Raw genomic sequence first — 25,831 nt, forward strand, 5'->3', positions numbered from 1 at the left:
AGTATATTATTTAATGATAATTCTATTGTATTCTAGTTGTTGGATTTCGACATTCTGCCCTGCAGGGATAAAGCCTGTATTGGACTTCACCTCATAGATCATGTCACCAAACTCCGCTTTTCCGTAAGGTTTGATATCGGAAACCGTCTTGCCCCGAAGGCCCACCTGCAAGCCTTGTAAACGATCATCGTAAGTGCGACTAGAGATGGTGTCTTTCAGTGAAAACCGCTTCCATACACCGGATTTAAAACCATAAAAAATCACGCCTATATTTGCTATAGCGGTAAGTCCAAGCACCCACAAAGCGGTGGACGAATCATAATTGATAAAGGTAAAATATACGCCAAGCCCACTAAAAACCAGCCCCAAAATTCCCACCAGCGTGGTTCCTGGGACAAAAATCACTTCCAGAAGGATGAGGATCAAGCCTAGCACCAATAATCCAAGAATAAGCGCCCAAGTCATGGTTTTTTGTTAATTGTTCTGCTCAAATTAGATAGATTTTTTTGATTTAGGAAATCCCCCCATTTAATTTTACATTTAAAAATCAAGAAGGCCGGAATTTAGCATTGGCAAATCTTGCCATGCCCAATCCCGGCCTTTTCCGTATTCTCTGCAGCGTTACAAGTGAAAGGGTTCCCCCCAACTATTTGAACCCCGAATAGCTTTATGGAGTCAGCAACGCTACACAAATCTTAAGACTCCCTACCATAATTCAATCAATACGCTTTGGCAAACAACACCCTTCCGCTGGATGGATTGCCGGTAAGCACACATTTCCCTTCTTCCTTCACTTGGTCCAACGGAATGCATCGAATGGTCGCTTTGGTCAACTCCTTGATTTTTTCTTCTGTCTCAGGAGTACCGTCCCAATGGGCAGCAATAAAGCCTCCTTTTGATTCCAACACTTCTTGGAATTCATTCCAAGAATCTACGGCCGTGGTATTTTCCTGTCGGAATTGAAGTGCTTTTTGGTAAATGGTGGATTGGATCTCTTCCAGCTTATCGGTGATGTACTCGCCAATTTCCACCTCCCCAAGGTTGACCATTTCTTTGGTCAGGGTATCTCTTCTGGCGATTTCGATGGTATTATTGGCCAGGTCACGCGGCCCCATGGCAATGCGCAAAGGCACCCCTTTCAATTCATATTCGGCAAACTTCCACCCTGGCTTATGGGTATCACGATGATCAAAATGCACGGAAATCCCCAATGGCTTCAGTTTATCCATGATGTCATGGGCCTTTTCCTCTACCGCCTGTAGCTCTTCCTCACTTCTAAAGATCGGCACGATCACCACTTGTATCGGAGCCAGCTTAGGTGGCAGCACTAGTCCATTGTCATCGGAGTGGGCCATGATGAGTGCTCCCATCAATCGGGTACTCACCCCCCATGAAGTCCCCCAAACATGCTCCAGGCCACCTTCTTTGGTAGCAAATTTCACATCAAAGGCATTGGCAAAGTTCTGACCCAAGAAATGCGAAGTACCTGCTTGTAAGGCCTTTCCGTCCTGCATTAACGCCTCAATACAATACGTTTCTTCTGCGCCGGCAAACCGCTCACTGGCCGTTTTAATGCCTTTTACCACTGGCACCCCCATATGCTCTTCCGCAAACTGGGCGTAAACGTTCATCATCAGCTCGGTCTCTTCGACGGCTTCCTCACGGGTAGCGTGAGCGGTATGCCCCTCTTGCCATAAAAACTCCGCCGTTCGCAAAAACAACCGGGTCCGCATTTCCCACCTGACCACATTGGCCCATTGGTTTACCTTGAGCGGCAAGTCACGGTAAGATTGGATCCAATTGCGATAAGTGCTCCAGATCACCGTCTCGGAGGTAGGGCGTACGATCAGTTCTTCCTCAAGCTTGGCCTCGGGATCTACGATGACACCTTTGCCTTCTTCATCATTCTTCAATCGGTAATGGGTCACCACGGCGCATTCCTTTGCAAACCCCTCCACATGGCTGGCTTCTTTGGACAAATAAGATTTTGGAATGAACAAAGGAAAATAGGCATTGCTATGCCCTGTGTCCTTGAACATTTTATCCAGCTGCTGCTGCATTTTTTCCCAAATGGAATAACCGTACGGCTTGATCACCATGCATCCTCTTACGGCAGAATTCTCTGCCAGGTCAGCCCTTTTTACCAATTCATTGTACCACTGTGAGTAGTCCTCACTTCTTTTAGGCAGTCCTTTGCTCATGAGTAAAATTTGTTGTTTTCGAAAAACTCTTTAACTTTCGTCCCTATTTTAGGGAGCAAATATAAATTAAAAAAATATAACCCTCCTCCCATGAGCACGTATATAGTGTTACGAGTTGTAAACTAAATGATTATGAAGAAAAATACCTCATACCGTTATCTTGCTATCCTGGCAGCTGTAGGACTGGTTTCCTGTAGCAGCAGCTATAGTGCCATGCAGGGAGAAACAGATGACCTTTACTTTATGGCATCTGATGATGCAGTGGTGACGTCCAATGCCGTAACCAACAATACACCCGAAAGTTTTGACAATTACGGCCAAGTCAGTGCTGCCAATCAATATCAGCAAGAGAATTTTTCTGCAAAAAATGTCAATCCAGAATACGTAGCCAAATATCAGGTACAAAACGACACGGTTCCTGATGATGAAATCGTATATTTTGACGACAATGCATCCACCCAAAGCACCACCACTACGGATGCTGAGGGCAATGTAAATGTCTATAACAATTTCTACGGATATAATGATCCTAACGGATCAAGTAGCCGAAATTCATGGATGCCTTATATGTCCATGAACATGATGTATGGCCCTTGGGGCATGTACCCGGGATTTGGAATGGGATTCTATGATCCTTTTTGGGGTCCTGGCTTCGGCTTCAGACCAGGCTTTAACATGTCCATCGGTTTTGGAATCGGCTTTGGCATGGGCATGGGCGGCTGGGGATACAGACCGTATGGCCCATACAGTCCGTTCTACGACCCTTTCTGGGGACCTAGCTATGCTTATGGCGGATACTATGGAGGTTATTATGGTGGTGGATATTATGGACGTCCTATCATCATAAACAACATCTATAACGGAGAAAGCCGAAGGATCGTAAGGGCTGCCAGACCGTCAAGAGGTTCGTCCACTCTTAGCAGGGTCGTCCGTAGATCCGCCACTGAGCCGAGCACATCACGGGCTTTGGCACGTAGAAGTGCTGTAAGCAGAGTGGATGGAAATCGTTCAAGAAGCGACTTTAGCAGATCCGAAAATGATTATATGAACGGTAGAAGCCGCGTAGCTTCCGCTTCCTCAAGCAGAAGAGCAAGTAACTCTGCCGTCATGACCCGACCTAGCAGTTCTGAAAGGTCAAGAAGTGCCTACACCCCACGGTCATCCAGCACCAGAAGGGAAGTTACAACTCGTCCATCAAGCACTAGCAGGTCAAGATCAAGTTATAGTACTCCTTCAAGAAGCACGTCTCCATCTTACAATACCAGGAGCAGAAGTTCTTCAAGCAGTAGAACATACTCTACGCCAAGTAGATCAAGATCAAACAGTAGTTATACACCTTCCAGAAGTAGCAGCAGTAGCAGAAGCTATAGCAGTGGCGGCTCGTCATCCAGGAGCTCAGGAGGCGCCAGCCGAAGTTCTGGAGGATCAAGAAGAGGGGGAAATTAATCCCCCTTTTTTTACCACTTTTTCCGCTATCACCGTTAAATAATCAGAACCTTATTAGCAAAACATTGCACAGCTAACAGCATAGCTGAATGGAATCATATTATTTGAGCGAATATGAAAATTATTAAAACAACTATTTTGGGGATAGGATTTCTTTTAGGAGCCTCCTCCATAACACCCACATTAGCACAAACCCTCGAAGATGCCCTTCGGTACAGTCAGTACAACGCCACTGGTTCTGCCAGAATCATGGGGATCGGGGGCAGCCAGTTTGCCATTGGCGGTGATGTCTCCAATATCTCCGGCAACCCTGCTGGACTTGGATTCTTCAGAAAATCAGAATTCAGCTTCACCCCTTCCTATGGGAATTGGAAGTCTACTTCCTCCTTTATGGATCAGCCCCAAGAAGACCATAAAGGAAATTTTGCCCTTCCCAATGTCGGTATCGTGATGGCGAAAGTAAAGGATCCGTTAAACCAAGATGCTTGGCGAGGACATTCCTTCGGCATCAGCTTTAACCGAACCCGCAATTTCAATAACACATTTGGCTACTATTCCAACATTGGCAGCCCTACATCTTTACTTGATTATTATGCTGATGACTATAATATGTACGGAGAACCCGCAGTAGGCGACCCTGCCGGTCTTCCCTTAGATGTCGGTCTTGTCATAAAAGAAGGAAATACTTTTTACCCTTCAGATTACACCTACAATCCCAATGAAGACGGATCCCCAAACTTTGATAGTCCCATCGCTCCCTTTCAGGACGAGCTGATTGAGAACGAAGGAAACCTCAGCCAAATCACCTTCGCCTATGGAGGAAACTATAAGAACAAATTGTTTATCGGGGGATCAGTGGGTATAACCTCCATCAACTTCAGTTCGAGGAAGATATATAATGAAGAATTTATCGACGAAAGCGGCAATACTTCCACCTATTTTTCACTGGCAGAAAACCTTTACCACAGTGGTGCCGGGGTCAACCTAAACCTAGGGGTGATATACAAGCCCATTGATCAAATCAATATCGGTGCATCCTTTAGTTCCCCAACGTGGGCCCGGTATGATGAGGAATATGATTCGGATATTTATGCAGAATTCTATGACCTGAACGGTAACCTCCAATCAGATGATAACGCATTCAGTGATATTTACGTCTCATCCATAAACCTGACCACTCCCATGAAGTTAAGCGGTGGTTTGGCCTTCTTCATCAATAAAAACGGTTTCATTACCGCCGATGTAGATTACCTCAATTATGCTTCCATGAACCTTTCTTCATCCGATTACCGGTTAAATGCTGCCAACGAAAACATTGATGCCACTATGGGCAATGTCATCAACTACCGTGTAGGTGGTGAATGGAGAATCAATATGTTCAGGCTAAGAGCAGGTACAGCTTTATACGGCGACCCATATAAAGATTCGGAATTTGACCGTTCCAGAACACAATTTACCGGAGGAGTAGGCGTAAAACTACCTAATATGTATGTGGATTTGGGAATAGTCCACAACCAATTTGATACGTATTACTCTTCTTATCCCGGTGCTGAATTGACTACTACCGACAATTCGAACACCCAAGGACTTCTAACACTCGGGTTTAATTTCTAAAAAAACTCATCAGTTCTGATATCAAATGCTCAGTGGAAATATCGTCTCCGCTGAGCATTATTTTTGACTGCTCATAATACACTTCCCGGTCTGCCAATAAATCCTGTAGTTTTAGCCGAATTTCTCCTGTATCCAGCCCTTGGAACATTGGCCGCTTATCAGCTTCATTCTTCGTTAACCGCAGAAGCAATTGTTCGATGCTTACATTGAGAAAGACCGATATCCCATGCCGGTTGATCAGGGTCATATTATCATTGAAACATGGGGCACCGCCACCAGTAGAAAGCACGAAAGCCGAATCAATCTGTAGAAGTTTTTCGATCACGCGGGTTTCTGTCCGTCGGAAATATCCCTCGCCGTTTTCCATAAAAATCGCAGGAATACTCCTGCCTTCTTCTTTTACAATTTCCTCATCCAAATCATAAAAGTCAAAGCCCAGCTGTCCTGCCAAAGTTTTGCCTAAAGTGGATTTCCCACTTCCCGGCATGCCTACCAATACGATCTTTGCAGAATTATTCATTAATGATTAAAATTTTCTTGCACTTCCGCTATGTTGGGAGCGTTGTTGACATGGTATTTTTTCAGCACAGTACCGTCCTTAAGCAATACCACACCTGGATTTGACCGGATAATGGTCTTCAGGACAGTAGCATCACCAAAGTAATAAGGCACTTCCCAGTCCTGCGCGGTCATCACCGTTTCGATTTCATCAGCAGCTGTGGCTGTAATAATGACCGTTTCCACTCCCTCGACATCCATCAACTCATCCAAATTCCCCAATTTGGCTTGATCCATTTTTTCATAGCTACTGATCAAGATCAACAGTTTATTGCCTTGCAGCATGGCCTCGGTAAAGTCTCCATCATCGTTCCAGATCCCAAAATCTGCAATCTTCGGCAAAGCCTCCGGATTCTTCAGTTGCATGTCCACAAACTCATAGCTTTCGTCTGACGGATACTCGTCCATCACCACCTCTTCTCCGTCCTTTTTCATGATATACCGGTATTCCAGTGCACCTGAAGGCTGCATGGCTTCTGTGATATTCACCCCTTCCTTATAGGCCCTGAAGTCGATGAACGGTAAATTACGAATGGCCAACAGGGAGAGCACCAAGCATCCTACAGCTGAACCGATCACCAAACCTGCAGAAAGCTTGGAGGTATTTTGGGGCAAATCCTTACGAAACACAAACAATACCCCAATCATGACCACCAATGCGATGTCCTTGTAAAAACTCTGCCAAGGGGTCAGCTTGATCGCATCTCCAAAACACCCACAATCCGTCACTTTATTGAAATAAGCTGAATAAAAGGTCAGAAAGGTGAAAAACAAGATCAAGATCGACAATAAGCTAATGGTCAGCTTAGGCTTATAATTCAAAAGCAGCATCACCCCTAACACCACTTCCAATACAATTAATAACACTGAAAGTTCGAGTGCAAAGGATTTAAACACCTCAAAAAAACCGGCAATATCATTGGAGAACACCTCGAAATACTCCTCCAACTTAATGGAGGTCCCCACTGGATCATTCACCTTTATCAATCCCGAAAAAATAAACAGTCCCCCTACCAGGAACCGAAACAGGTTTAATATTACCTTTTTAAACATCCGCTTGTTCTTTTAGTTTGATAAGACAAAATATCGAATAGTTGATCATGTCCTGGTAATTGGCGTCTACTCCTTCGGAAGCCAGTGTTTTACCGCTGTTGTCTTCAATTTGCTTTACACGGTAAAGCTTCATCAAAATAAGATCAGTCATGGAGGACACACGCATATCCCTCCATGCTTCTCCATAGTCATGGTTTTTATTTTCCAGCAAGCCCCGAGTCGCATCCACCCACTTATCATACATCGGTTCCAGTTCTTCATATCCTAATTCCAACCGCTCATCATTTTCAAGCCCCATCTGGATCAAGGCGATCAGGCAGTAATTGATAATGCCGATAAATTCATCCTGAACCGGATCCTGAACACGCTGGGTACCTTTCTCTTGAATAGAGCGTATTCGCTGGGCTTTGATAAAAATCTGGTCGGTGATGGAAGGAAGGCGTAGTACCCTCCAGGCAGTCCCATAATCGACTGTTTTCTTCTTAAAAAGTTCTTTACAAAGGGCAATAACTTGATTATATTCGCTAACAGTTTGCGTTTTCAAAGCAATGATTGATTTTAATGAAAGATACTCCGAACTCATCTTCAGAAACCGAAGATAAATCATTTCCCTCAAAAATAACACTCCAAATCAAAGGAAAGCTGATCCTGCTTGACGATCCCTGTGTCATGGGCATTCTGAACGTCACCCCGGACTCCTTTTACAGTGAAAGCCGCATCAGCACCCTTGGAAACCAGTTGTTACAAAAAGCCGAACAGCTACTTGGTGAAGGGGCCGCCATACTTGACTTGGGTGGATACAGCAGTAGACCCGGTGCTGCGGAAGTGACGACAGAAGACGAGATAAGCCGGATTGTCCCCGCCGTAAAAGCCTTAAAGGACCGGTTTCCCGAAGCCATCATTTCTGTCGATACTTTTAGGCACGAAGTCGCCGAAGCTGCATTCGCAGAAGGAGCCGACATCATCAATGACATTTCGGGCGGGGAACTCGACAAAAAAATGATCCCGACAGTCGGAAAACTAAAAATTCCCTATATCTGCATGCACATGCGTGGAAATCCTGCAACCATGCAGGGCAAAACAGAGTATAATAACTTAGAAAAAGATATTTTATTATTTTTTAACGAAAAATTGAACCAATGTCATAAAGCTGGCATTAAAGATGTAATAATTGATCCAGGCTTCGGTTTTGCTAAAAGTTTAGCTCAAAATTATAGGATTCTTAAAAATTTATCTTATTTTAAGACTATAAAAAGCCCTATATTAGCTGGGGTATCCAGAAAATCTATGATTTACAAAACTTTGGGCATCAGCCCAGAGGAAGCCTTAAATGGAACAACGGCCCTGAACATGGCCGCGCTCCTTAATGGAGCAAAAATATTAAGAGTACATGATGTAAAGGAAGCGACAGAAACCGTAAAATTATATAAACAACTATACCCTTGAATCTACTTTTCAAAATAGGATTTTTAGACATTTCCATCGTCAATATTATAGACATCACCTTGGTGAGCATTCTGATTTATCAGGTCTATAAATTGATGCGGGGAAGTGTGGCCATAAAAATCTTTTTGGGGTTCTTGTCGATATATTTGGTATACCTGGTGGTCAATGCCGCCAGAATGGAGCTACTTTCCAGTATACTGGGGCAGTTTATGGGAGTAGGTGTGATCGCCGCCATTATTCTCTTTGCCCCGGAAATACGAAAATTCCTTCTGATCATCGGCCGGAGTTCTATCCTTTCCAATGAAAACGTGCTTCAAGAACTTCTTTTTTGGCGAAAAAAGGAAACCAATGCCTTTAACATCACACCCATCATCGATGCTTGCAAATCCCTTTCAGGCACGAGTACCGGTGCGCTCATGGTCGTTTCGCGCAATACAGAACTGAAATTCTATGCCGAAAGTGGTGACTTGATCGATGCCATTGTCTCAAAAAGACTTTTGATCAGTATTTTCAACAAGTACAGCCCTTTACATGACGGCGCGGTCATTCTGTATAACGGAAAAGTAAAAGCCGCCAGGTGTATATTGCCCGTGACCGAAAAGGAGGTACCGGCCAAGTTTGGCCTTCGTCACCGTGCTGCAATCGGAATGTCCGAGGCTACTGACACCTTGGTCCTCATCGTTTCGGAAGAAACAGGCCAAGTGTCCATGGCCAAAAACGGCAACATCCTTCACAACCTCTCCTTTCAGGAAGTCCGTGAAATGCTCAACAATTACCTCACAGGAGTGGATATTGACGACAAATTCGAGATGATCAGCCCGTTTGAAAGCAAAAAACTCAAACAACGCACTGCTGAAGCATAGCACATCCCTGGGCTAGAAATTGACAGGAAGAAAAAGCCCTCTTTCAAAAGCCTTTTTGTTCAATCAAAAACTTAAAAAAGATCACGGATCAAGCCGAAAAGATGGGGGTAGCCTATTTCGATGGGTAAAAATGTTCTTCGCCACCTTTGGTTGCTATTTGGCCACGGATGAACGCTGATAAACACAGATAGAATGCTTAAGGCGTTGCAAATCCGTGTTCAAATCTCTTATCAATAGCTTACATGACTTAAAAGATTACGATGCCTCTGCCTTTGGCTATGAAGAGGACTTCTCGGCAACGCTTGGATTCATCCAGTTCATAGATGAAATAGCATCCTTTTAAATAAAGTTGCCCTCAGAAATATTGATTGATCCGTGGTATGGTGTATGATGTAAACTCGAAAGTTAGCCCCAGAGGGGCGGCACATTCATAGCCATGGGTGAAGCCATGGTGAATTAACCCATACAACGTTTTCGGTTTTAGCCGCATTTACCGCCCTATTCTCCACAACTTCCCGCTAAAACCCATTCGAGCGGATGGAGGAAAAGTATCGTTTTAGCGGTGTGAAATTTTCTTTCATAAGAGTCAAAAATCATCCCGCCAGAAACATTGCTTTATCCAAGATCACCCTGAGCAGTGCCGCATCGACTCCGTTCAGGGTGACCTCATGCGCCCTAAGTAAAAGGGCTATTACCAGAATTAGAAAAACAAATGTGCTTTGGATCAAATGACCCCTAGCTCCTTTCCTACTTCCGTAAAAGCTTCGATCGCCGCATCCAAATGCTTACGATCATGGGCAGCGGATATTTGCACTCGGATCCTGGCCTGGCCTTTCGGCACTACCGGATAATAAAAACCGATCACATATACCCCACGCTCGAGCAACTTCTCGGCCATTTGCTGGGAAAGCACTGCATCATACAACATGATAGGGACAATTGGGTGTACACCCGGCTTGATATCAAATCCAGCAGCAGTCATTTTCTCCCTAAAATAGGTGGTATTGTCTTCCAGCTTATCCCTTAGCTCAGTGGTTTCGGACAAAAGATCAAACACTGCAATAGAAGCACCCGTAATCGCTGGAGCAAGTGTATTGGAAAAAAGATAGGGACGGGATCGCTGACGAAGGATGTCTATGATCTCTTTTCTGCCAGAAGTAAATCCACCAGAAGCACCTCCAAGTGCCTTTCCAAGTGTACCGGTAATAATATCCATTTTTCCCATGACCCCTTTCAGCTCATGTACACCACGACCAGTCTTCCCGATAAACCCGGTGGAATGGCACTCATCTGACATCACTAGCGCATCGTATTGCTCTGCCAAGGCCACTATCTTGTCCATTTGGGCAATGGTACCATCCATGGAAAACGCACCGTCTGTAACGATGATTTTTTGCTTGGCCCCTTTGGCATTGGCTTCTTTTAGCTGGGTCTCCAGGTCTTCCATGTCATTGTGCTTATACCGAAACCTCATGGCCTTGCACAACCGCACACCATCGATAATAGAGGCATGGTTTAGCGCATCGGATATGATCGCATCTTCTGGCCCCAAAATAGGCTCAAAAACACCCCCATTGGCATCAAAAGCTGCCGCATATAGAATGGTATCCTCAGTCCCCAAAAATTCGCTGATCTTTCTTTCCAGCTCCTTATGGATATCCTGGGTGCCACAGATAAACCTTACCGAAGACATCCCGTAACCGTGGGTATCGATGGCATTTTTGGCCGCTTCAATTACCTTGGGATGACTGGAAAGCCCCAAGTAATTATTTGCACAAAAATTCAAGACTTGTTTGCCCTCCGAGGTGCTGATTTCCGCTCCTTGTGGAGAGGTTATGATTCTTTCTGACTTATATAGCCCAGCATCGCTTATTTCTTTCAGTTCCTTTTCTAATTTTGGTTTTAAACTTTCGTACATGATATATTTGGATTTAATTTTGTATTATTGCAATAGAAAAACTTTCATATAAAAGTAGTTTAAAATATTTACAATCGGTAAAATTGAATTTATTAATTTTGCCTAAACTCGGATGATGAATGAGACCAGCCCCTGATCGCTAAAAACACGCAAGAAGAGGCTTCAAGTCACCGCCACAGGGCCATTCCATCGTTCGAACAATATAAACCCTAAACGTAAAGAAGCCCTTGTCCCTTTATGGCAAGGCTTATAGAGATTATGGAAACAATTCTTATCACTGGAGCCGCAGGGCAACTGGGTTCCGAATTGACCCTGGCACTGGCCAACATGTACGGAGGAGACCGCATCATTGCCACAGACATCAATGAGGCCTCTGCTTACAAGTTTGATTATTGCCGGTTTATGGCATTGGATGTCATGGACCGTAAACGCATGACGGAAATCGTAAAGGCTGAAAAGGTCACCCAGATCTATCACTTAGCAGCCATCCTTTCTGCCACCAGTGAAAAGAACCCCATTTTTGCATGGAACCTAAACATGGAAAGCCTGCTATCCATCTTGGAAATTGCCCGTGAGCAAAAGCTGAACAAAATTTATTGGCCTTCGTCCATTGCCGTATTCGGACCGAACACGCCCATGCAGCACACTCCGCAAGACTGCATCATGGATCCCAACACCGTTTATGGTATTTCAAAACAAGCCGGGGAAAGATGGTGTGCCTATTATTTTGAAAAATTTGGCGTGGACGTCAGAAGCTTGCGGTATCCTGGACTGATCGGATACAAATCCATGCCTGGCGGCGGCACTACCGACTATGCCGTGGATATTTTTCACAAAGCCATCGAGGGCGAGGATTTTGAATGCTTCCTCGAGGAAGACACCTATCTCCCCATGATGTATATGGACGATGCTATCAAGGCTACTTTAGACCTGATGCATGCTCCCGCAGCGCAAATAAAAGTACGCTCCAGCTATAATCTTGGAGGCATCAGTTTCTCTCCCAAGGAAATTTATGAGTGCATCAAACAGCATTATCCTAATTTCAACATCACCTATAAACCTGATTTCAGGCAACAAATTGCGGATACCTGGCCAGACAGCATTGATGACAGTGCAGCCCAAAACGACTGGGGATGGCAACATTCTTATGGATTGGAGGAAATGACTAAGGATATTTTAGCTAACTTACCGGCCTATTTGGTAAACCTAAAATAGTGCAAGAATGAAAAAGCTACTGCCATACGTCTTTATATTGGGATTTGTAATGGCCTGTGACAAGCCGGCAGAAGAAACCGCAAACGAAGCCCTCACGACTGAAAACACACCCGATCCAGCCGACAAGATCCTTCAAAAAGAAGGCTCCACTTGGTTCACCTATGAAGGCACGGTGCCCTGTGCCGATTGCAGTGGCATCGAAATGACCCTTCGATTGGAAAATCGGGCCGAAAAAAACGAGAGGGAATATAAGCTAACCCAAGTCTATTTGGGCACTCCTGATGGTAACAGGGCCTTTGAGTCCTCGGGGATATACGAGGTAAGCTATGGCATGGATGGCAACCCAGGCGCCATGATCATTACGCTATTGGACGAGCACGATACCCCCATTAAGCACTTTCTTCAAGAAAAGGACAGTGACCGGTTCATTATGCTGGACAGCAATAAAAAAATGATAAGCTCCGACCTGAATTATTCCTTGACCATCAAATAGCGGTCATCATCCATTTGCTATCCGTCATGGTGAGAAAAGTGTTCACCATGACGGATACCTTTCTGCTGGTCTTATTTTTTATCCAATATGGCCTCTTTCTGAAAACCTAACAGCACCGTTCCGTCAGGATATACCATCACCGGTCGCTTGATCATACTGCTATTGGCCACCAATATAGGAACAGCGGTGCTTTCCGCATCCATCTTTGCCTTTTCATCATCTGTAAGTTTCCGGTAAGTAGTCCCCCGCTTGTTCACCAACTTGTCCAGCGGCACCTCTTCAAGAAACGCCTCCAAAAGTGATGGGGTCGGCGGCGTCTTTTTATAATCTACAAATTCATAGGCCACCTCATTTTCTTCTAAAAACTTAAACGTTTTCTTCATGGTATCACAATTCTTGATACCATATACAGTTAACTTCTTTTCCATTGAATATTTATCATTATTTTCTCCGCTAAACTAATTTATCTCACCTGATAACACCAATTTTCCTTTTTAAATATCCTCCCATATTTCTTTCGGCTATGACATTCGGCTATATTAACGGTTAAATTAAAAGACATCCATGAAGGAAGCGCGCAAAAACGATTTCTGTCTGAACTGCAACCATAGCCTCTGCGAGGAAGACAACTTCTGCCCAAACTGTGGCCAAGAAAACAAAGATCAAAAAGTACCGTTCTGGGTTTTCATCAGTGACTTTTTTGCCAATTACTTGAATTTTGAATCCCTCTTTTTCAGGACTGTCCCTGCCTTCCTATTAAAACCCGGAAAACTCACCATCGCCTTCAATGAAGGGAAACGCAGAAAATACCTCCACCCTATTCGACTATATTTGATTTTGTCGCTTTTCTACTTTTTTGCCATCGGCATCATCATTCCTCCAGACATATTTGATCGCATCATGGTCAACGAGTTTTCAGATGTTGTCACCAGCGAGCTTATCGATAGTAACCTGGAAACATCCCTTTCGGAGCAAGATCGTCAGGAACTGGACAGTCTTATCAAGCAACACCAAATCGACAGCATCAAAAACCGCTTTTACCAGCAAAACCAGTCCCAAAATGACACTACGACCAATTGGATGGAACTTAAGATGGCCGCTCAGGATCCACAAATCTCTGACAGCACCTTTTATGGGATCCTCAACGCTACCGATTATGTTCTTTTCGATGAAGTAGACACTGCAATTCAGCGTAATTTTATCGCCAACTCCAACCTTTTCATCATCAGTTCGGCACAGAACCTTCCGATCATGATGTTTGTGCTGCTCCCATTTTTTGCTTTGTTACTAAAGTTGCTTTATTTCCGCCGAGGCACCTATTACGTCGAACACCTGATCGAGGGGCTCCACATGCACAGTTTTGCCTACCTTATTTATGGATGCGGTATCTTCCTCTTCAATTTAAACATGGCCAATTCCAGCATGATTATCATCACTTGCTTTGTGCTGGTTTCCACATATGCTTATATCAGCATGATGCGCATTCATCGCCAACACTGGCTGCGCACCCTGTTAAAATTCTGGGTATTGGGATTCGTTTATTTCAGTACTTTGTTCATCGCCATAGGCATTGAGCTGTACGTATCATTACGGTTGATGTGAAAAAATGAGACTGTCTCATAAGTCCTCGTTATTGTCCACTGCAGGGGCGGACCGAAGGCTACCGGCCTCGTGATAACGGATTGTTCATTTATAAGACAGCCCCAATAAACCGTTAAAGGATTTCTCTCAAGGAAGCTTCATTGGCATCGATGATCTGATCAATATGCTCATCGGTCAATGCGGTGCTCAAAAAGAGGCTTTCAAACTGCGATGGTGGCAAGTATACCCCCCGCTTCAGCATCGCTTGAAAATACTTGCCGAACAGTACGGTATCGGATGTCTTTGCCGTTTCGAAATCAACTACCTTCTCTTTGGTAAAGAACAAGCTGTACATGCTTCCCAGATGGGTCATGGTATACTCCAAACCAAGCTTTTCGACGCTACTTTTGACACCCGCCACCAGCTTGCTTCCGGCCTGATCCAGCTGCTGATACACCTCTGGATGCTGATACAAGTGATCAAGCATAGCGAAACCTGCCGCCATGGCAATAGGATTACCCGACAAGGTGCCCGCTTGATAAACCGGCCCTACTGGAGACACAAAATCCATGATCTCCTTTTTGCCGCCATATGCGCCCACCGGCATGCCACCGCCAATGATCTTGCCCATGGTTGTCAAATCCGGCGTCACGCCAAATACTTCCTGGGCTCCCCCTTGGGCCAGCCTGAAACCGGTCATGACCTCATCGAAAATCAAAACGATGCCCTCTTCATCACAGAGCTTTCTAAGTCCCTGCAAAAATCCTTCATTCGGCAATACCAACCCCATATTTCCGGGAACGGGCTCCAAAATAATAGCAGCCACTTCATCCCTATTGGCCTCCAGCACTTCTTTGACCGCATTCAGATCATTATATGGCGCCAGTAACGTATCCTTGGCCGTCCCTTTGGTGACTCCTGGTGAATTCGGTGCTCCCATGGTCATGGCTCCTGACCCTGCGGCAATCAAAAATGAATCTCCATGCCCATGGTAGTTTCCTTCAAATTTCAAAAACTTATCACGGCCCGTATAGCCCCTGGCCAGCCTTACCGCTGACATGGTGGCCTCCGTACCGGAATTGACCATCCTTACCTTTTCCACAGAAGGCACCATCTTGCAGATCAATTCAGCAATATCTATTTCTTTTGCGGTAGGGGCTCCAAAAGAGGTCCCATTTTCGACGGCCTTTACGATCGCCTCGTTAATTTCCGGATGATTGTGCCCCAAGATCATCGGCCCCCAGCTGTTGATCAGTTCAATGTAGCGATTGTCATCCTCATCGAAAAGATAAGCTCCCTCAGCCTTTTTGATAAACAAAGGGTCGCCACCTACGGCTTTAAAAGCCCTCACTGGTGAATTCACACCTCCTGGGATAAAATTTTGTGCGTTGGAAAAAAGCGTCTTGCTGTTTTGGATGTTCATTAAAACGTATTATTTGATTTCTTCAATTTTACCTTCTTTAAGCTTCAGCACGGGTACGTACTGATTGGACTGGCTCCCTTTAAAATCAAGTCCAAAGCCAAGTCCTGAATGGATCTCCCCCTGCCGATTGAGATTATTTCTAAAATCAAATCCAGCAGCACTGTTGATGGTGGCCGTCACCCAGTTCATTAAATCAAAACCCAAATAAGCGTTTGAGCCGGGGTAAGTACTGTATGTTTCAAAAAAACGGTACCTGAAATCCTCCGTCTGATCATTGCTAAAATCCACCGTATTATTCCCGATATAGTTCAGGTCATTGCCTTCCAGCATATCAAAGTTGGCAAAATTAAAATACAGCCAACTGTCCATCACAAACACCGGGGTATTTACGCTCAAAGACTCCATCATGGAAAGTGTGGGGGAAGCAATATATGGATCGTCCGATAGGATGACAATTTGGTCAGCGCGCGCTTCCATGCCTGGCTTTAAGCCTACTTTCGACAGGAAGCCGCGAATACTACTGGAACCAACCTTCTCGTTGAACACAATCCGGTACCCTCTTCTGGAAGCTTCATCTGCCAATTGGCGCGCCATCAGCTCATCCCTGGTTGAACCAGAATAAGCAATAGCGATACGGTTTCCGGTCACATGCTTTCGGCCATAGGCCAAGAGCTTGTCAACGATCATCTCGGTCGATGGCCTAAAAAGGTAGGCAAAGTCAGTATCCCCGAACGTCTCCTTGATATTAGAAAGGGGATTGATAAAAGGGATACGGTGCTGATCCGCAAAATCGGACACTAATGCTGTCTCTTCAGGGTATATAGGCCCCACAATGATATCCGCTTTGTTAAAAAATGGATCGGACAGGATCTTCTGAACGACAGCATTTTTTCGCTCCGTGTCAAAAGTCTTCACATTAATGTCCAAACCTTTGCTTTTGGCATCTTTGATGGCCATATCCAAGCCTTGATAAAGCTCAAATACAAAATTGGCCCCATCGAGACTCCTTACCCCTGTACCTCCTTGGTAATTAAATGGCAGCACAATGGCCACATCCAATATCCCGTTTTCTTCCCGGTCCAGCGACATTCCTTCTCCAGCTTTTCCATCCAAGTTCATATTGCACAACTCCGCCAAAAGCTTTTTCTCATTGGAAGAAAGTACCGACTGCTGCAGCAATTTCTCTTTCAGGGCAAGGCTGTACCCTTTGTTATCCTTGAATGCCGAATAGTGTGCCACCAACAAACTTACCGTCACGTTGTTACTGCAGTATTTATAGCTCGCCCGGTACCCCTCTTCCTTGATCGCTTCACTATCAATCTTACTCATGGCACTGAGCCCATCGTAGGCTTGGTTCAACGCAAAATTGGTCGTCCCCAATAGGTAAAGGGCCTCATCTTCTTTCTCCCAATCATAATCTGCCAAGAGCTGCTCCAACGTAGCTTTTGCCAGTTGGTACTGCTGATTCTTATTGGCAGCGCGTGCAAAATGATAATGGGCGTACAAGGCTAATTTCCCGTATTGATTATAATCCAAATACGGTCTTAGTTGCTCCATGGCCTCATCTGGTCGTCCGCTATCTATCAACTGCACAGCAGTGCTGTAACCGGTCCCTGTTTGCTGCGCCATCACCGGACCGCACAACAACATGGCAAGCAATAAAAATATGTTTATCTTTCTCATGGGTAAATTTTACTTACAATCATTTTGAAGCCATTGACTGCACTGACCAAAACAACAGGCCGTTAATTTTGGGTGATGTGAAACCGAGCAGCTTCCCTGCAACCAATGTCCGTCAGAGGTCAAACTCAAATTTCATACCTTATCCAGACGGATTACGAATTTAATTGATTTTGGAACAAAACCACATAAAAAAAGCCTGATTTACACCAGGCTTTTCCTTTATTCCCATTCAATGGTTGCAGGCGGCTTAGAGCTGATGTCATACACCACTCTGTTTACCCCTTTTACCTTATTGATAATTTCATTGGATATTTTCCCCAGGAATTCGTAGGGTAAATGCACCCAATCAGCGGTCATGCCATCCACGGAAGTCACTGCTCTCAGGGCCACTACCTGTTCATAGGTTCGCTCATCCCCCATGACTCCGACAGACTGAACAGGAAGCAAAATTGCTCCTGCTTGCCATACTTCATCATAGAGATTATCGTCTTTGAGCCCTTGGATGAAGATATGGTCTACCTCCTGCAAAATGCTCACTTTCTCTGGCGTCACCTCGCCCAAAACCCGAATGGCGAGCCCTGGCCCTGGAAAAGGATGTCTACCGATGATAATTTCTGGAATCTGCAAAGCACGTCCTACTTCCCGGACACCATCCTTAAACAAGGTATTAAGCGGTTCTACCACCTTTAGCTTCATAAAATCCGGCAATCCCCCCACATTATGGTGAGATTTAATCGTGGCGGAAGGGCCATTGACCGATACCGATTCGATCACATCGGGATAGATGGTACCCTGCCCGAGCCATTTCACACCTTGGATTTTGTGTGCTTCGTCATCGAACACCTCGATAAACGTATTTCCGATTGCTTTTCTTTTATCTTCAGGATCACTCTTCCCAGCCAATGCATCATAAAAACGCTGCTTGGCATCCACCCCGATTACATTGAGGCCAAGGTGCTTGTAAGAGTCGAGCACTTCCTCATATTCATGTTTACGCAAAAGGCCATTGTCCACAAATACGCAGACGAGATTGTCCCCAATAGCCCTATGGATCAATGTGGCAGCTACAGAGGAATCTACTCCTCCAGAAAGTCCCATGACCACCTTGTCATCACCAAGTTTCTGCTTCAGCTCATCAATGGTCGCATCAATAAACACATCAGAGGTCCAATCCTGACTACATCCACAAATCTGCACGACAAAGTTTCTCAACACATTTTTACCTTCCTCGGAATGCGTCACTTCCGGGTGAAACTGAATACCGAAGGTATCCTCATCAGGCACTTTGAAAGCAGCCACTTTTACCGAGGCAGTACTGGAAATCACTTCCCAGCCTTGTGGAAGCTCCTTGATGGTATCGCCATGGGACATCCATACTTGGGAGCCATGGGAAACTTCATGGAACAAATCATTGTGCTTGTCGATAAAATTCAAATTTGCTCGACCATATTCCCTGATTTCGGAGGGGGTTACATTGCCGCCATACTTCTGGGCCAGCAATTGTGAACCGTAACAAACGCCCAAAAGGGGCAATTTACCTCTGAACTGCTCAAGGTCCACATCTGGTGAGCCTTCATCCCTCACTGAGCAGGGGCTGCCCGATAGGATGACACCTTTGATATCTGGTGTGATTTCTGGGATGTTGTTATAGGGATGGATTTCACAGTACACATCGAGTTCTCTTACTCTTCTGGCGATAAGCTGCGTGTACTGCGAACCAAAGTCTAGGATAAGTATCTGTTCTGCCATGCGCAAAGGTAATCACACTTCCACTAATGAAAAAGCCGAAGAAGAAAATTTCGAAATTTTATTTGGAAAAAAAATGTCACCCCTTGATTGCTCAAAGGGTGACATTCCGATTTTTCATAGTAAGCTAATCGCTTTGAAATAAAAAACTTTATGTGGCCATTATGAACGGCAGGCACTTCCGCAGGAACTGACTTGCCGCATCTCTCTATATCCTTACACCAGTATTCCCACCGCCTTCAAGCGTAATGCTTACAGGTTTGTTGGTTTTCCAGGAACCTCCGGTAAAGTCAGGCACATCGATAGAAGTAGCCTTATTGGCCACTGACCACTCTGACAATGGAGAAAATGCACTCCAAAGTGCCGCATCATAGACATCCTGATCCAATGGCAGGCCGTTTCTCAAGCAATCCACTAACCTCCAGGTCATCATGAAGTCCATACCGCCATGACCGCCGATCTTTTTGGCCATCTCTCCGACTTTTTTGGTGATCTCTGGCGTGTATTTTTCTTCAAGTTCCTGCATCTGCTCATCTGAGAACCATCGGTGGCCGGTTGCCACACCTTGTTTTGGCCATTTTCTGGCAATGCCTTTGGTTCCGCTCACCAAGTGAATCCTGGAATACGGCCTTGGAGAAGTCACATCGTGCTGGATCATGATCGACCTCCCTTTTTTGGTTTTCACCATGGTCGTATTCATATTTCCTCGGAACTGCATATTGGCATAGGAAGCAAAAAAGTCATCTTCCTCAGCCAATTCCTGCGCATGCTGCTGCATCATGAAGTCATTGCTGGAAAGTGATGTCAGGTAATCCATCTGGTCACCTCTGTTGATATCCATGACCTGACAGATAGGCCCCAGTCCATGCGTGGCATAGAGGTTTCCGTTTCGGTGGGCATTTTCCTTTAACCTCCACATGTCTTCATAGCCTCCCTCCTTCTTAAAGTTCAGCCCGAGCAGGTCGTGTATATAGGCCCCTTCGCCATGGATCACATCCCCAAAGAAACCATCCCTGGCCATATTGAGCGTCATCATCTCGAAGAAATCATAACAGCAGTTTTCCATCATCATGCAGTGCTTTCGGGTACGCTCTGAAGTCTCCACCAACTCCCAGCATTCCTCAAGGGTCTTGGCAGCAGGCACTTCGATCGCCACGTGCTTATCAGCTTCCATCGCATAGACGGCCATCGGCACGTGCCATTCCCAAGGAGTAAGGATAAATATGATATCCAGGTCATCCCTGTCTACCATCTTTTTCCAAGCATAGGCTGATCCAGAATAGGTATCGGGATCGTGCGGCGAGTCTTTCAACATCTCCTTTACCTTATCCACCTTTTCCGGCACCAAGTCACAGATGGCCTTGATCTCCACTCCTGTTATTTTACTCATGCGCTCCACATGTCCAGGCCCACGCATGCCCAAACCAATAAAACCTGCTCGTACGGTATCCAGTTTAGGTGCACCGTATCCCGACATATTGAAACGCTGGTTGTTTTTTCGCTTACTCTGTCTAAGCACTTCGTCAAGCTGTGGCTGGGTAAATCCGCTCATACCAGCTCCTACCAACCCCATACCCGCAAGCCCGGAAAGCTTAAGAAAATCTCTTCTATTATTGCTCATAATGATGACTTTTTGGTTAGTGTAATTATAAATTTTCCAAAACAGCTTCGTTCAGGTCGTCAATCAAAACCATAAACCCTGGCCGCATTGGTATAGAATAGTTTTTGCAAAACTTCTTCAGGTAATCCAAGTCCGCGAAATTCCCCGGCAAACTCGGGCGCCTCCAGTACGTTTTCCGTTGCAAAGAAGTCCCAATGAAAATTCCACAGCTGCTCGAAACGATCCGCCACTCCTTGATCGCCAAACGAACCGTCGTCAATCACGTCGGTTCCATACATGATCCTGTCTTGGTATTTAATCATAAATGCTCGTACCTCCTCCCAGCGACCTTGGGCCTGTAACTGCAGGTGACAGACCCGTTCTGCCACATCGGTCATTAGATTGGGGTACTTATCCAACCTCTTGGACACCTCATCGATACTCCACTCCATGCTCAACAGATGCAGGCCGACAAACTGTAGTGCCGGATGGCGCTCCAGCACCCGGTCACGAGCATCCATTTGTGCTTGGTATGATGGGTACTCCGGATGCAAGTGCATATGGTATTCCGGATGACTGCTAAAGTAACTTCGGTCTGAATCTACCGTCATCTCCTCCAGAGGAAGCCAACAGTTTTTGGGCTCTCCCTGGTGGCCGATCAGTAGAATCCCCTCCTGCTCCAAGAAATCCAGCACAGGACGTAACCGATCATCATCGATCATGATAAATCGCCCCGCATTGTCCTGAAGCTCCATCCCAATATTCTTCCAAATCTTCACGCCAGCAGCTCCTTTGTCCAAACCACGCTTTATTTGCGCTATGACCGCTGCGGCCCAACCTTCCTCGTTTATGCCTTCTGTAGAAAAAGAGGTCACAAACTTAATTCGGTTTGGATATTGACTATCCAGTTGTTTGAGCACCTCTTGCTGTCCCTCGATGGAATCAAAAAAAGGGATTTCGGTATTGATCGAAAGAAAGGAGGCGCCATACTCCAGCGCTTTCTCCATTTTCTCGATAGAGGTGGTATTTAAGTGTACGTGTGCGTCTATAAATGGACGAATCATTTATTTATCGTTTTTCATGATATCCAACTTGTAACTCACCAAGTCAGTTACTTCCTTGGTGGCCTTTGGAAAGACTTTTCGCAAGTCGATCTCTTCGTTCTGAAGCAATAGCTGCTGCAAGGTTTTCATAAAAATATTCTTGATTTCTGTAGCAAGGTTTACCTTGCAAATCCCCCCGCTAATCGCCTTTCGCAATTGCTCCTCAGGAACGCCTGAACTGCCGTGGAGCACCAAGGTAGCCTCTGTTGCCGCCGCAATTTCACTCAACAAGTCAAACTGCAATTTAGGCTCTTGCTTGTAAAAGCCATGCGCCGTGCCAATGGAAATTGCCAGTGCGTCCACGCCTGTCTGTTCCACAAAAGTCTTGGCCTCCTCAGCGGTTGTAAACCCTTGATGCTCGTGAGACTGCCCCAGTTTAGCCACATAGCCCAGTTCCGCCTCTACATTGGCCCCGTACTTATGAGCCCTCCTGACGACTTCCTGGGTGATCTTTACGTTCTCTTCAAAGGGCAGCTCACTGCCATCGATCATCACGGAATCAAATCCGGCATCCAAGCAAGCTTGTGCCAGTTCCACACTGCCCCCATGATCCAAATGGATCCAACCTTCCACACCATACTCCTTAAGTGCCGCCCGTCCCATGGCTACTGCCGTGTTTAGCCCCATGTAGTCAATCGAACTTTTGGTAAGCTGCAAAATCACGGGCTCGTCCATCGCAGATGCTGCCTTTAAGACGCCTTGCAAGGTTTCCAAGTTATAGAAGTTGGTGGCCAATAGCCCGCGCTTTTGTGCGGTAAATTCCTGTAATTTATGTTTTAACTTCATGACAATGATTAGATTTCTTGATTAAACTGGGATTTGGCCCGCGCTTTTACAGCAGCTAGGGACGTAAAAGCACCTGTACCTCCCGCAGCAGTAGTGTTCAATGCACCGGTGAGATTTGCAAAACGAAGACATGATTCCCAATCGGCCCCTTGGAGGAATCGATGGATAAATCCTGCATTGAAACTGTCCCCAGCGCCAATGGCATCTACGAATTGATCGTTTACAAATGCCGCTACTTCCGTGACCTTCCCTTTTTCAAACACCAAGCCGCCCTTCACTCCCCTTTTCAAGGCTACCGTATTGGCGTACGGCTTTATGGCTTCAAGGGCCTCACTAATGCTGGATTTCCCCGTAAGAGACAACAATTCCGATTCATTTGGAAGAAATATATCTACATGGGGCAGGCATCTTTCATAATCAAAATCCCACTGATCATCAGGATCCACCTGCAAGTCCAAGGAAGTGGTCATTCCCGCCGACTTCGCCTTCTCAAAAATTGCGGTAATATCTTTTTGGATACCTTTCTGAAGGAAATAATTGGAAAGGTGAAAGTGCTTGAAAGTACCGGCGACCTCCCATGGGATCTCCTGCATGGTCAAGGCTTCCATCGCACCGCAATAGGTAACATTGGCACGGTCCTGATCATAGTTCATCACGACCGTCAAGCCGGTCTTATACTGCGCTGAGGTAGCGATAAAACGGGTATCCACCTGCTGGGCAGCCAAGGTTTCCTGCACCATCTTGCCAAAGTCGTCCTTTCCGACCATTCCACAAAAAGCAGTATCCACGCCCAATGTGGCGATATTGGCAGCGAAAATGGCTGATGAGCTCCCTAAGACCACATCCATTTTTTGGGCGACTTTCTCACTGCCCATTTCCGGAAATCCCTGGATTTGATTCAGGATCAAATCAATGTTCAGTTCTCCGACTACCAGCAAATCCCTTTTACCCATAAGTCAATTCATTTATGTTTACTTGTGGGAGCAATCGCTCCACATCTGCTTTATATATCATTCCCAAATCGGGCCTAAGACAATTGGCGGCACCAAAGGCAGCTCCATACCGGGCAATTTCTTCAACACCATATCCCCGGCTAACTCCAAGCGCTACTCCGGCTGTCAGGCAATCGCCACAGCCCACCGTGCTGATCACTTTTTCCAAGGTGACATTGGCATGCAAACGGGTGCCTTGATAACTCAGGAACAACCCTTCCTTGCCTTTGGTCAAGGCGATCAGCTCGACTTTTTCGTGCAATTTATCGAAGGCCTCATGGACACTTGATGTCCCGCAATATTGCTTCGCCTCATGTTCGTTGAGATGAATTCCAAATATCTTTTCTTCCAGCGCATGGGTCAATTGCTCACCGCTACAGTCCAGGATCACCTTCTTCCCACTTCCATTGGCCGCGGCTATCAATTCCCGATAAGCTGTTTTGGGAGCTCCTTTGGGCCAAGATCCTGACATCACTGTCAAGGCTGACTGGCGAAGATTGTCCTTAAACACCCCAACAAAACGGTCAAAATCCTCCCCGTTCATCTCTGGCCCTGGCTCCATCAACTCAGTATTCCGTATCGCTGTTGCCTCAGCCAAAAAGGTATAACATTTTCTGTTCATTCCTTTTAAGTCCACCCCTACGGTAGCCATCCCTCGTTCCTTACAGGCTGCCTTGATCCATTCCCCCGGATGTCCCGCCCAAGCGGCCATGAGCACGGTAGGTGCTCCTGCTTCCTGGAGGGCCATGGCCACATGCACACCCTTGCCTCCAGGAAATTCCTCTTGCTTGGAAATGCGGTTTGCCTTGCCAAGCTGAAAATCCTCCAACCAAGCATAAGTATCTATTGACGGATTGGGGCAGACTGACAGCACCATGGTTACGCTTTGTTATAAATGGTCACACCTTGCACCACCCGACTGATGGCACCACTAACGGAAGGATTATCCGGGTGCAATCCCAACTGCAGGCACTTATAAAACCCTAACAGCTGCCCCACCATCGTGGCCGGAAGGACATTGAAAATGGCTTTTTCACTTGTACCTACAGCAGGCAAATCCAGTATGGAGTGATATCCATCCGTATTTTCGGCTGCAAAACTAATGGTTCTTATCTTCCTTTTGTCCTCTCCGATACTCTTGGCCAGATCAGTCTCATAACGAACCACGTGAGGATCCCTGGAAAACAGGTAAACCACGATGGATTCCTCATTTGCCACCGCCCTGGGGCCGTGTCTGAAACCAAGAAATGAATCATGCTTGCAGACCACCTTGCCATCTGTCAATTCCTGAAGTTTTAAATGGCATTCCCGTGCTACTCCCAGCATTGCTCCAGAACCTAAAAATATCACCCGATTAAAATCCGATTTGGCCACCGCCTCAAATTCATGCAAGCTGTTGCGCAAAATGTGATTGGCTGTCTCCGCCGCATCTTCAAACTGCTGTTTCAACTGATCCAGCTGATCAATTCCAGCCACCAACAAAATGGCCAATAACATCGATGTAAAGCTGCCGGTCATGGCCAAACTGTTATCATTGGATCCTTCAGGTAACACCAACGCAAGACAATTCCCCCCACAATCGTTCGCATAAGCCGCCAACTCTCCATCTGGATTACAAGTGATGATTAGATGGTATATTTCGTTGCAGTGTGCATCAGCAAGCCTTACCGCCTCCACACTTTCCGGACTATTTCCTGAACGGGCAAAAGAAACCAACAACGTGGGTACCTTCTCTAGAAAAAACAGCTCAGGATGTGTCACGACATCTGTAGTCGCTATGGCTTGTGTATGGACACCGGTCAACTGCTGAACAATTCCTTGGGCAGATTCACCAATAAACGCAGAAGAACCGGCTCCGGTAAGAACAATGCGTGCATTGCCTTTTTCGAGAATAGGCTTGATAAAAGAATGTATCGCGTTTTGTTCATTTTTCAATTGACGAAACACGCGTTGCCATAACTCCGGCTGGCCTGCTATTTCCTTGGCTGTGTGAAATGCTCCAAGTTCCTCAGCCTTTTCAGAGTCCAAAGTCAAATATGTCGTTTGTATCATATCTTAAAGTAAAATATAGCTCACGCTATCGATCCAAAACAGCTCCTGCCCCAATGAA

General features: G+C 45.7%; 24 protein-coding genes. 8 read left to right on the forward strand and 16 right to left on the reverse strand.

Annotated elements, in window-relative coordinates; all coding sequences use genetic code 11:
* Positions 1 to 6: 6 nt before the first annotated feature.
* Together ECHVI_RS00665 and proS are read right to left on the reverse strand one after the other, a co-directional pair.
* Positions 7 to 465, reverse strand: a complete 459-nt coding sequence (locus ECHVI_RS00665; RefSeq protein WP_015264001.1) for an NfeD family protein — start codon at positions 463 to 465, stop codon at positions 7 to 9.
* Positions 466 to 719: 254 nt separating this feature from the next.
* Entirely contained in the window at positions 720 to 2,201 is a 1,482-nt protein-coding gene (gene proS, locus ECHVI_RS00670; protein WP_015264002.1) for a proline--tRNA ligase, read from the reverse strand.
* A 132-nt stretch (positions 2,202 to 2,333) separates the two neighbouring features.
* Here proS and ECHVI_RS23200 point away from each other — a divergent pair, with 132 nt between their 5' ends.
* On the forward strand, positions 2,334 to 3,647 hold the full coding sequence (locus ECHVI_RS23200) for a hypothetical protein (protein ID WP_015264003.1): 1,314 nt from the start codon (positions 2,334 to 2,336) through the stop codon (positions 3,645 to 3,647).
* Between the two features lie 114 nt (positions 3,648 to 3,761).
* The gene (locus ECHVI_RS00680; RefSeq protein WP_041738237.1) at positions 3,762 to 5,261 is read left to right on the forward strand and encodes an OmpP1/FadL family transporter; all 1,500 of its coding nucleotides are present in this window, start codon (positions 3,762 to 3,764) and stop codon (positions 5,259 to 5,261) included.
* Here the strand turns inward: ECHVI_RS00680 and ECHVI_RS00685 are convergent.
* From ECHVI_RS00685 to ECHVI_RS00695, 3 genes are read right to left on the reverse strand one after another with little or no spacing between them, the layout of a single operon-like run.
* Positions 5,251 to 5,781, reverse strand: coding sequence for a shikimate kinase (locus ECHVI_RS00685; RefSeq protein ID WP_015264005.1), 531 nt, complete (start codon positions 5,779 to 5,781; stop codon positions 5,251 to 5,253). The two genes, ECHVI_RS00680 and ECHVI_RS00685, sit on opposite strands and share 11 nt — an antisense overlap.
* On the reverse strand, positions 5,781 to 6,872 hold the full coding sequence (locus ECHVI_RS00690; protein WP_015264006.1) for a BT_3928 family protein: 1,092 nt from the start codon (positions 6,870 to 6,872) through the stop codon (positions 5,781 to 5,783). The genes ECHVI_RS00685 and ECHVI_RS00690 overlap by 1 nt, the downstream gene beginning before the upstream one ends.
* Positions 6,865 to 7,416: a DUF1599 domain-containing protein gene (locus ECHVI_RS00695; RefSeq protein ID WP_015264007.1), complete on the reverse strand. Its 552-nt coding sequence runs from the start codon at positions 7,414 to 7,416 to the stop codon at positions 6,865 to 6,867. Before ECHVI_RS00695 ends, ECHVI_RS00690 begins: the two co-directional genes overlap by 8 nt.
* 17 nt (positions 7,417 to 7,433) lie before the next feature.
* Between ECHVI_RS00695 and folP the strand changes: the two genes are divergently transcribed.
* The 3 genes from folP to ECHVI_RS24210 all read left to right on the forward strand — a co-directional run bounded on the left by folP (position 7,434) and on the right by ECHVI_RS24210 (position 9,524).
* Positions 7,434 to 8,318, forward strand: coding sequence for a dihydropteroate synthase (folP, locus tag ECHVI_RS00700; protein ID WP_015264008.1), 885 nt, complete (start codon positions 7,434 to 7,436; stop codon positions 8,316 to 8,318).
* Entirely contained in the window at positions 8,315 to 9,181 is an 867-nt protein-coding gene (gene cdaA / locus ECHVI_RS00705; RefSeq protein ID WP_015264009.1) for a diadenylate cyclase CdaA, read from the forward strand. The genes folP and cdaA overlap by 4 nt, the downstream gene beginning before the upstream one ends.
* Positions 9,182 to 9,395: 214 nt before the next feature.
* Positions 9,396 to 9,524, forward strand: coding sequence for a hypothetical protein (locus tag ECHVI_RS24210; RefSeq protein WP_281168842.1), 129 nt, complete (start codon positions 9,396 to 9,398; stop codon positions 9,522 to 9,524).
* Between the two features lie 381 nt (positions 9,525 to 9,905).
* On the opposite strand, the gene kbl is transcribed toward ECHVI_RS24210, so the two are convergent.
* The gene (gene kbl, locus ECHVI_RS00710; RefSeq protein ID WP_015264010.1) at positions 9,906 to 11,099 is read right to left on the reverse strand and encodes a glycine C-acetyltransferase; all 1,194 of its coding nucleotides are present in this window, start codon (positions 11,097 to 11,099) and stop codon (positions 9,906 to 9,908) included.
* A 258-nt stretch (positions 11,100 to 11,357) separates the two neighbouring features.
* On the opposite strand from kbl, the gene ECHVI_RS00715 reads away from it, so the two are divergent.
* Positions 11,358 to 12,314 (forward strand): NAD-dependent epimerase/dehydratase family protein, encoded by a 957-nt coding sequence (locus tag ECHVI_RS00715; RefSeq protein ID WP_041738238.1) that lies wholly within the window; start codon positions 11,358 to 11,360, stop codon positions 12,312 to 12,314.
* A 7-nt stretch (positions 12,315 to 12,321) separates the two neighbouring features.
* Positions 12,322 to 12,807, forward strand: a complete 486-nt coding sequence (locus tag ECHVI_RS00720; RefSeq protein ID WP_015264012.1) for a copper resistance protein NlpE — start codon at positions 12,322 to 12,324, stop codon at positions 12,805 to 12,807.
* A 71-nt stretch (positions 12,808 to 12,878) separates the two neighbouring features.
* Here the strand turns inward: ECHVI_RS00720 and ECHVI_RS00725 are convergent, their stop codons facing one another.
* Complete coding sequence (locus ECHVI_RS00725) at positions 12,879 to 13,235, reverse strand: Spx/MgsR family RNA polymerase-binding regulatory protein (RefSeq protein WP_015264013.1); 357 nt, start codon at positions 13,233 to 13,235, stop codon at positions 12,879 to 12,881.
* Between the two features lie 136 nt (positions 13,236 to 13,371).
* On the opposite strand from ECHVI_RS00725, the gene ECHVI_RS00730 reads away from it, so the two are divergent.
* Positions 13,372 to 14,409, forward strand: a complete 1,038-nt coding sequence (locus ECHVI_RS00730) for a DUF3667 domain-containing protein (protein WP_015264014.1) — start codon at positions 13,372 to 13,374, stop codon at positions 14,407 to 14,409.
* Positions 14,410 to 14,521: 112 nt separating this feature from the next.
* On the opposite strand, the gene hemL is transcribed toward ECHVI_RS00730, so the two are convergent.
* From hemL to ECHVI_RS00775, 9 genes are all read right to left on the reverse strand, one after another.
* Positions 14,522 to 15,811 carry a glutamate-1-semialdehyde 2,1-aminomutase gene (hemL, locus tag ECHVI_RS00735; RefSeq protein ID WP_015264015.1) on the reverse strand — a complete coding sequence of 430 codons (1,290 nt, stop codon included), beginning with the start codon at positions 15,809 to 15,811 and terminating at the stop codon, positions 14,522 to 14,524.
* Between the two features lie 9 nt (positions 15,812 to 15,820).
* The gene (locus ECHVI_RS00740; RefSeq protein ID WP_015264016.1) at positions 15,821 to 17,494 is read right to left on the reverse strand and encodes an ABC transporter substrate-binding protein; all 1,674 of its coding nucleotides are present in this window, start codon (positions 17,492 to 17,494) and stop codon (positions 15,821 to 15,823) included.
* A gap of 219 nt (positions 17,495 to 17,713) precedes the next feature.
* Positions 17,714 to 19,243 carry a glutamine-hydrolyzing GMP synthase gene (guaA, locus tag ECHVI_RS00745; protein WP_015264017.1) on the reverse strand — a complete coding sequence of 510 codons (1,530 nt, stop codon included), beginning with the start codon at positions 19,241 to 19,243 and terminating at the stop codon, positions 17,714 to 17,716.
* Between the two features lie 205 nt (positions 19,244 to 19,448).
* Entirely contained in the window at positions 19,449 to 20,861 is a 1,413-nt protein-coding gene (locus tag ECHVI_RS00750) for a Gfo/Idh/MocA family protein (protein ID WP_015264018.1), read from the reverse strand.
* Positions 20,862 to 20,920: 59 nt separating this feature from the next.
* Positions 20,921 to 21,904 carry an amidohydrolase family protein gene (locus tag ECHVI_RS00755; RefSeq protein ID WP_015264019.1) on the reverse strand — a complete coding sequence of 328 codons (984 nt, stop codon included), beginning with the start codon at positions 21,902 to 21,904 and terminating at the stop codon, positions 20,921 to 20,923.
* Positions 21,905 to 22,729: a class II fructose-bisphosphate aldolase gene (locus ECHVI_RS00760; protein WP_015264020.1), complete on the reverse strand. Its 825-nt coding sequence runs from the start codon at positions 22,727 to 22,729 to the stop codon at positions 21,905 to 21,907.
* Between the two features lie 8 nt (positions 22,730 to 22,737).
* The gene (locus ECHVI_RS00765; RefSeq protein WP_015264021.1) at positions 22,738 to 23,682 is read right to left on the reverse strand and encodes a carbohydrate kinase family protein; all 945 of its coding nucleotides are present in this window, start codon (positions 23,680 to 23,682) and stop codon (positions 22,738 to 22,740) included.
* The gene (locus ECHVI_RS00770) at positions 23,675 to 24,598 is read right to left on the reverse strand and encodes a 1-phosphofructokinase family hexose kinase (protein WP_015264022.1); all 924 of its coding nucleotides are present in this window, start codon (positions 24,596 to 24,598) and stop codon (positions 23,675 to 23,677) included. The genes ECHVI_RS00765 and ECHVI_RS00770 overlap by 8 nt, the downstream gene beginning before the upstream one ends.
* Positions 24,599 to 24,600: 2 nt before the next feature.
* Complete coding sequence (locus ECHVI_RS00775; RefSeq protein WP_015264023.1) at positions 24,601 to 25,773, reverse strand: SIS domain-containing protein; 1,173 nt, start codon at positions 25,771 to 25,773, stop codon at positions 24,601 to 24,603.
* Positions 25,774 to 25,831: the final 58 nt, after the last annotated feature.

This window comes from Echinicola vietnamensis DSM 17526 (assembly GCF_000325705.1).
Lineage (GTDB): Bacteria > Bacteroidota > Bacteroidia > Cytophagales > Cyclobacteriaceae > Echinicola > Echinicola vietnamensis.

What these genes read in the sequence shown, in the direction of transcription:
- ECHVI_RS00725 (WP_015264013.1), bottom strand. Translation starts at nt 13,235, where the DNA reads ATGGAAAAGAAGTTAACTGTATATGGTATCAAGAATTGTGATACCATG.
- guaA (WP_015264017.1), bottom strand. Translation starts at nt 19,243, where the DNA reads ATGGCAGAACAGATACTTATCCTAGACTTTGGTTCGCAGTACACGCAG.
- ECHVI_RS00740 (WP_015264016.1), bottom strand. Translation starts at nt 17,494, where the DNA reads ATGAGAAAGATAAACATATTTTTATTGCTTGCCATGTTGTTGTGCGGT.
- folP (WP_015264008.1), top strand. Translation starts at nt 7,434, where the DNA reads ATGAAAGATACTCCGAACTCATCTTCAGAAACCGAAGATAAATCATTT.
- ECHVI_RS23200 (WP_015264003.1), top strand. Translation starts at nt 2,334, where the DNA reads ATGAAGAAAAATACCTCATACCGTTATCTTGCTATCCTGGCAGCTGTA.
- ECHVI_RS00755 (WP_015264019.1), bottom strand. Translation starts at nt 21,904, where the DNA reads ATGATTCGTCCATTTATAGACGCACACGTACACTTAAATACCACCTCT.
- ECHVI_RS00770 (WP_015264022.1), bottom strand. Translation starts at nt 24,598, where the DNA reads ATGGTGCTGTCAGTCTGCCCCAATCCGTCAATAGATACTTATGCTTGG.
- proS (WP_015264002.1), bottom strand. Translation starts at nt 2,201, where the DNA reads ATGAGCAAAGGACTGCCTAAAAGAAGTGAGGACTACTCACAGTGGTAC.
- ECHVI_RS00715 (WP_041738238.1), top strand. Translation starts at nt 11,358, where the DNA reads ATGGAAACAATTCTTATCACTGGAGCCGCAGGGCAACTGGGTTCCGAA.
- kbl (WP_015264010.1), bottom strand. Translation starts at nt 11,099, where the DNA reads ATGTACGAAAGTTTAAAACCAAAATTAGAAAAGGAACTGAAAGAAATA.
- ECHVI_RS00765 (WP_015264021.1), bottom strand. Translation starts at nt 23,682, where the DNA reads ATGGGTAAAAGGGATTTGCTGGTAGTCGGAGAACTGAACATTGATTTG.
- ECHVI_RS00750 (WP_015264018.1), bottom strand. Translation starts at nt 20,861, where the DNA reads ATGAGCAATAATAGAAGAGATTTTCTTAAGCTTTCCGGGCTTGCGGGT.
- ECHVI_RS00690 (WP_015264006.1), bottom strand. Translation starts at nt 6,872, where the DNA reads ATGTTTAAAAAGGTAATATTAAACCTGTTTCGGTTCCTGGTAGGGGGA.
- ECHVI_RS00760 (WP_015264020.1), bottom strand. Translation starts at nt 22,729, where the DNA reads ATGAAGTTAAAACATAAATTACAGGAATTTACCGCACAAAAGCGCGGG.
- ECHVI_RS00720 (WP_015264012.1), top strand. Translation starts at nt 12,322, where the DNA reads ATGAAAAAGCTACTGCCATACGTCTTTATATTGGGATTTGTAATGGCC.
- ECHVI_RS00730 (WP_015264014.1), top strand. Translation starts at nt 13,372, where the DNA reads ATGAAGGAAGCGCGCAAAAACGATTTCTGTCTGAACTGCAACCATAGC.
- ECHVI_RS00775 (WP_015264023.1), bottom strand. Translation starts at nt 25,773, where the DNA reads ATGATACAAACGACATATTTGACTTTGGACTCTGAAAAGGCTGAGGAA.
- hemL (WP_015264015.1), bottom strand. Translation starts at nt 15,811, where the DNA reads ATGAACATCCAAAACAGCAAGACGCTTTTTTCCAACGCACAAAATTTT.
- ECHVI_RS00685 (WP_015264005.1), bottom strand. Translation starts at nt 5,781, where the DNA reads ATGAATAATTCTGCAAAGATCGTATTGGTAGGCATGCCGGGAAGTGGG.
- ECHVI_RS00665 (WP_015264001.1), bottom strand. Translation starts at nt 465, where the DNA reads ATGACTTGGGCGCTTATTCTTGGATTATTGGTGCTAGGCTTGATCCTC.
- ECHVI_RS00680 (WP_041738237.1), top strand. Translation starts at nt 3,762, where the DNA reads ATGAAAATTATTAAAACAACTATTTTGGGGATAGGATTTCTTTTAGGA.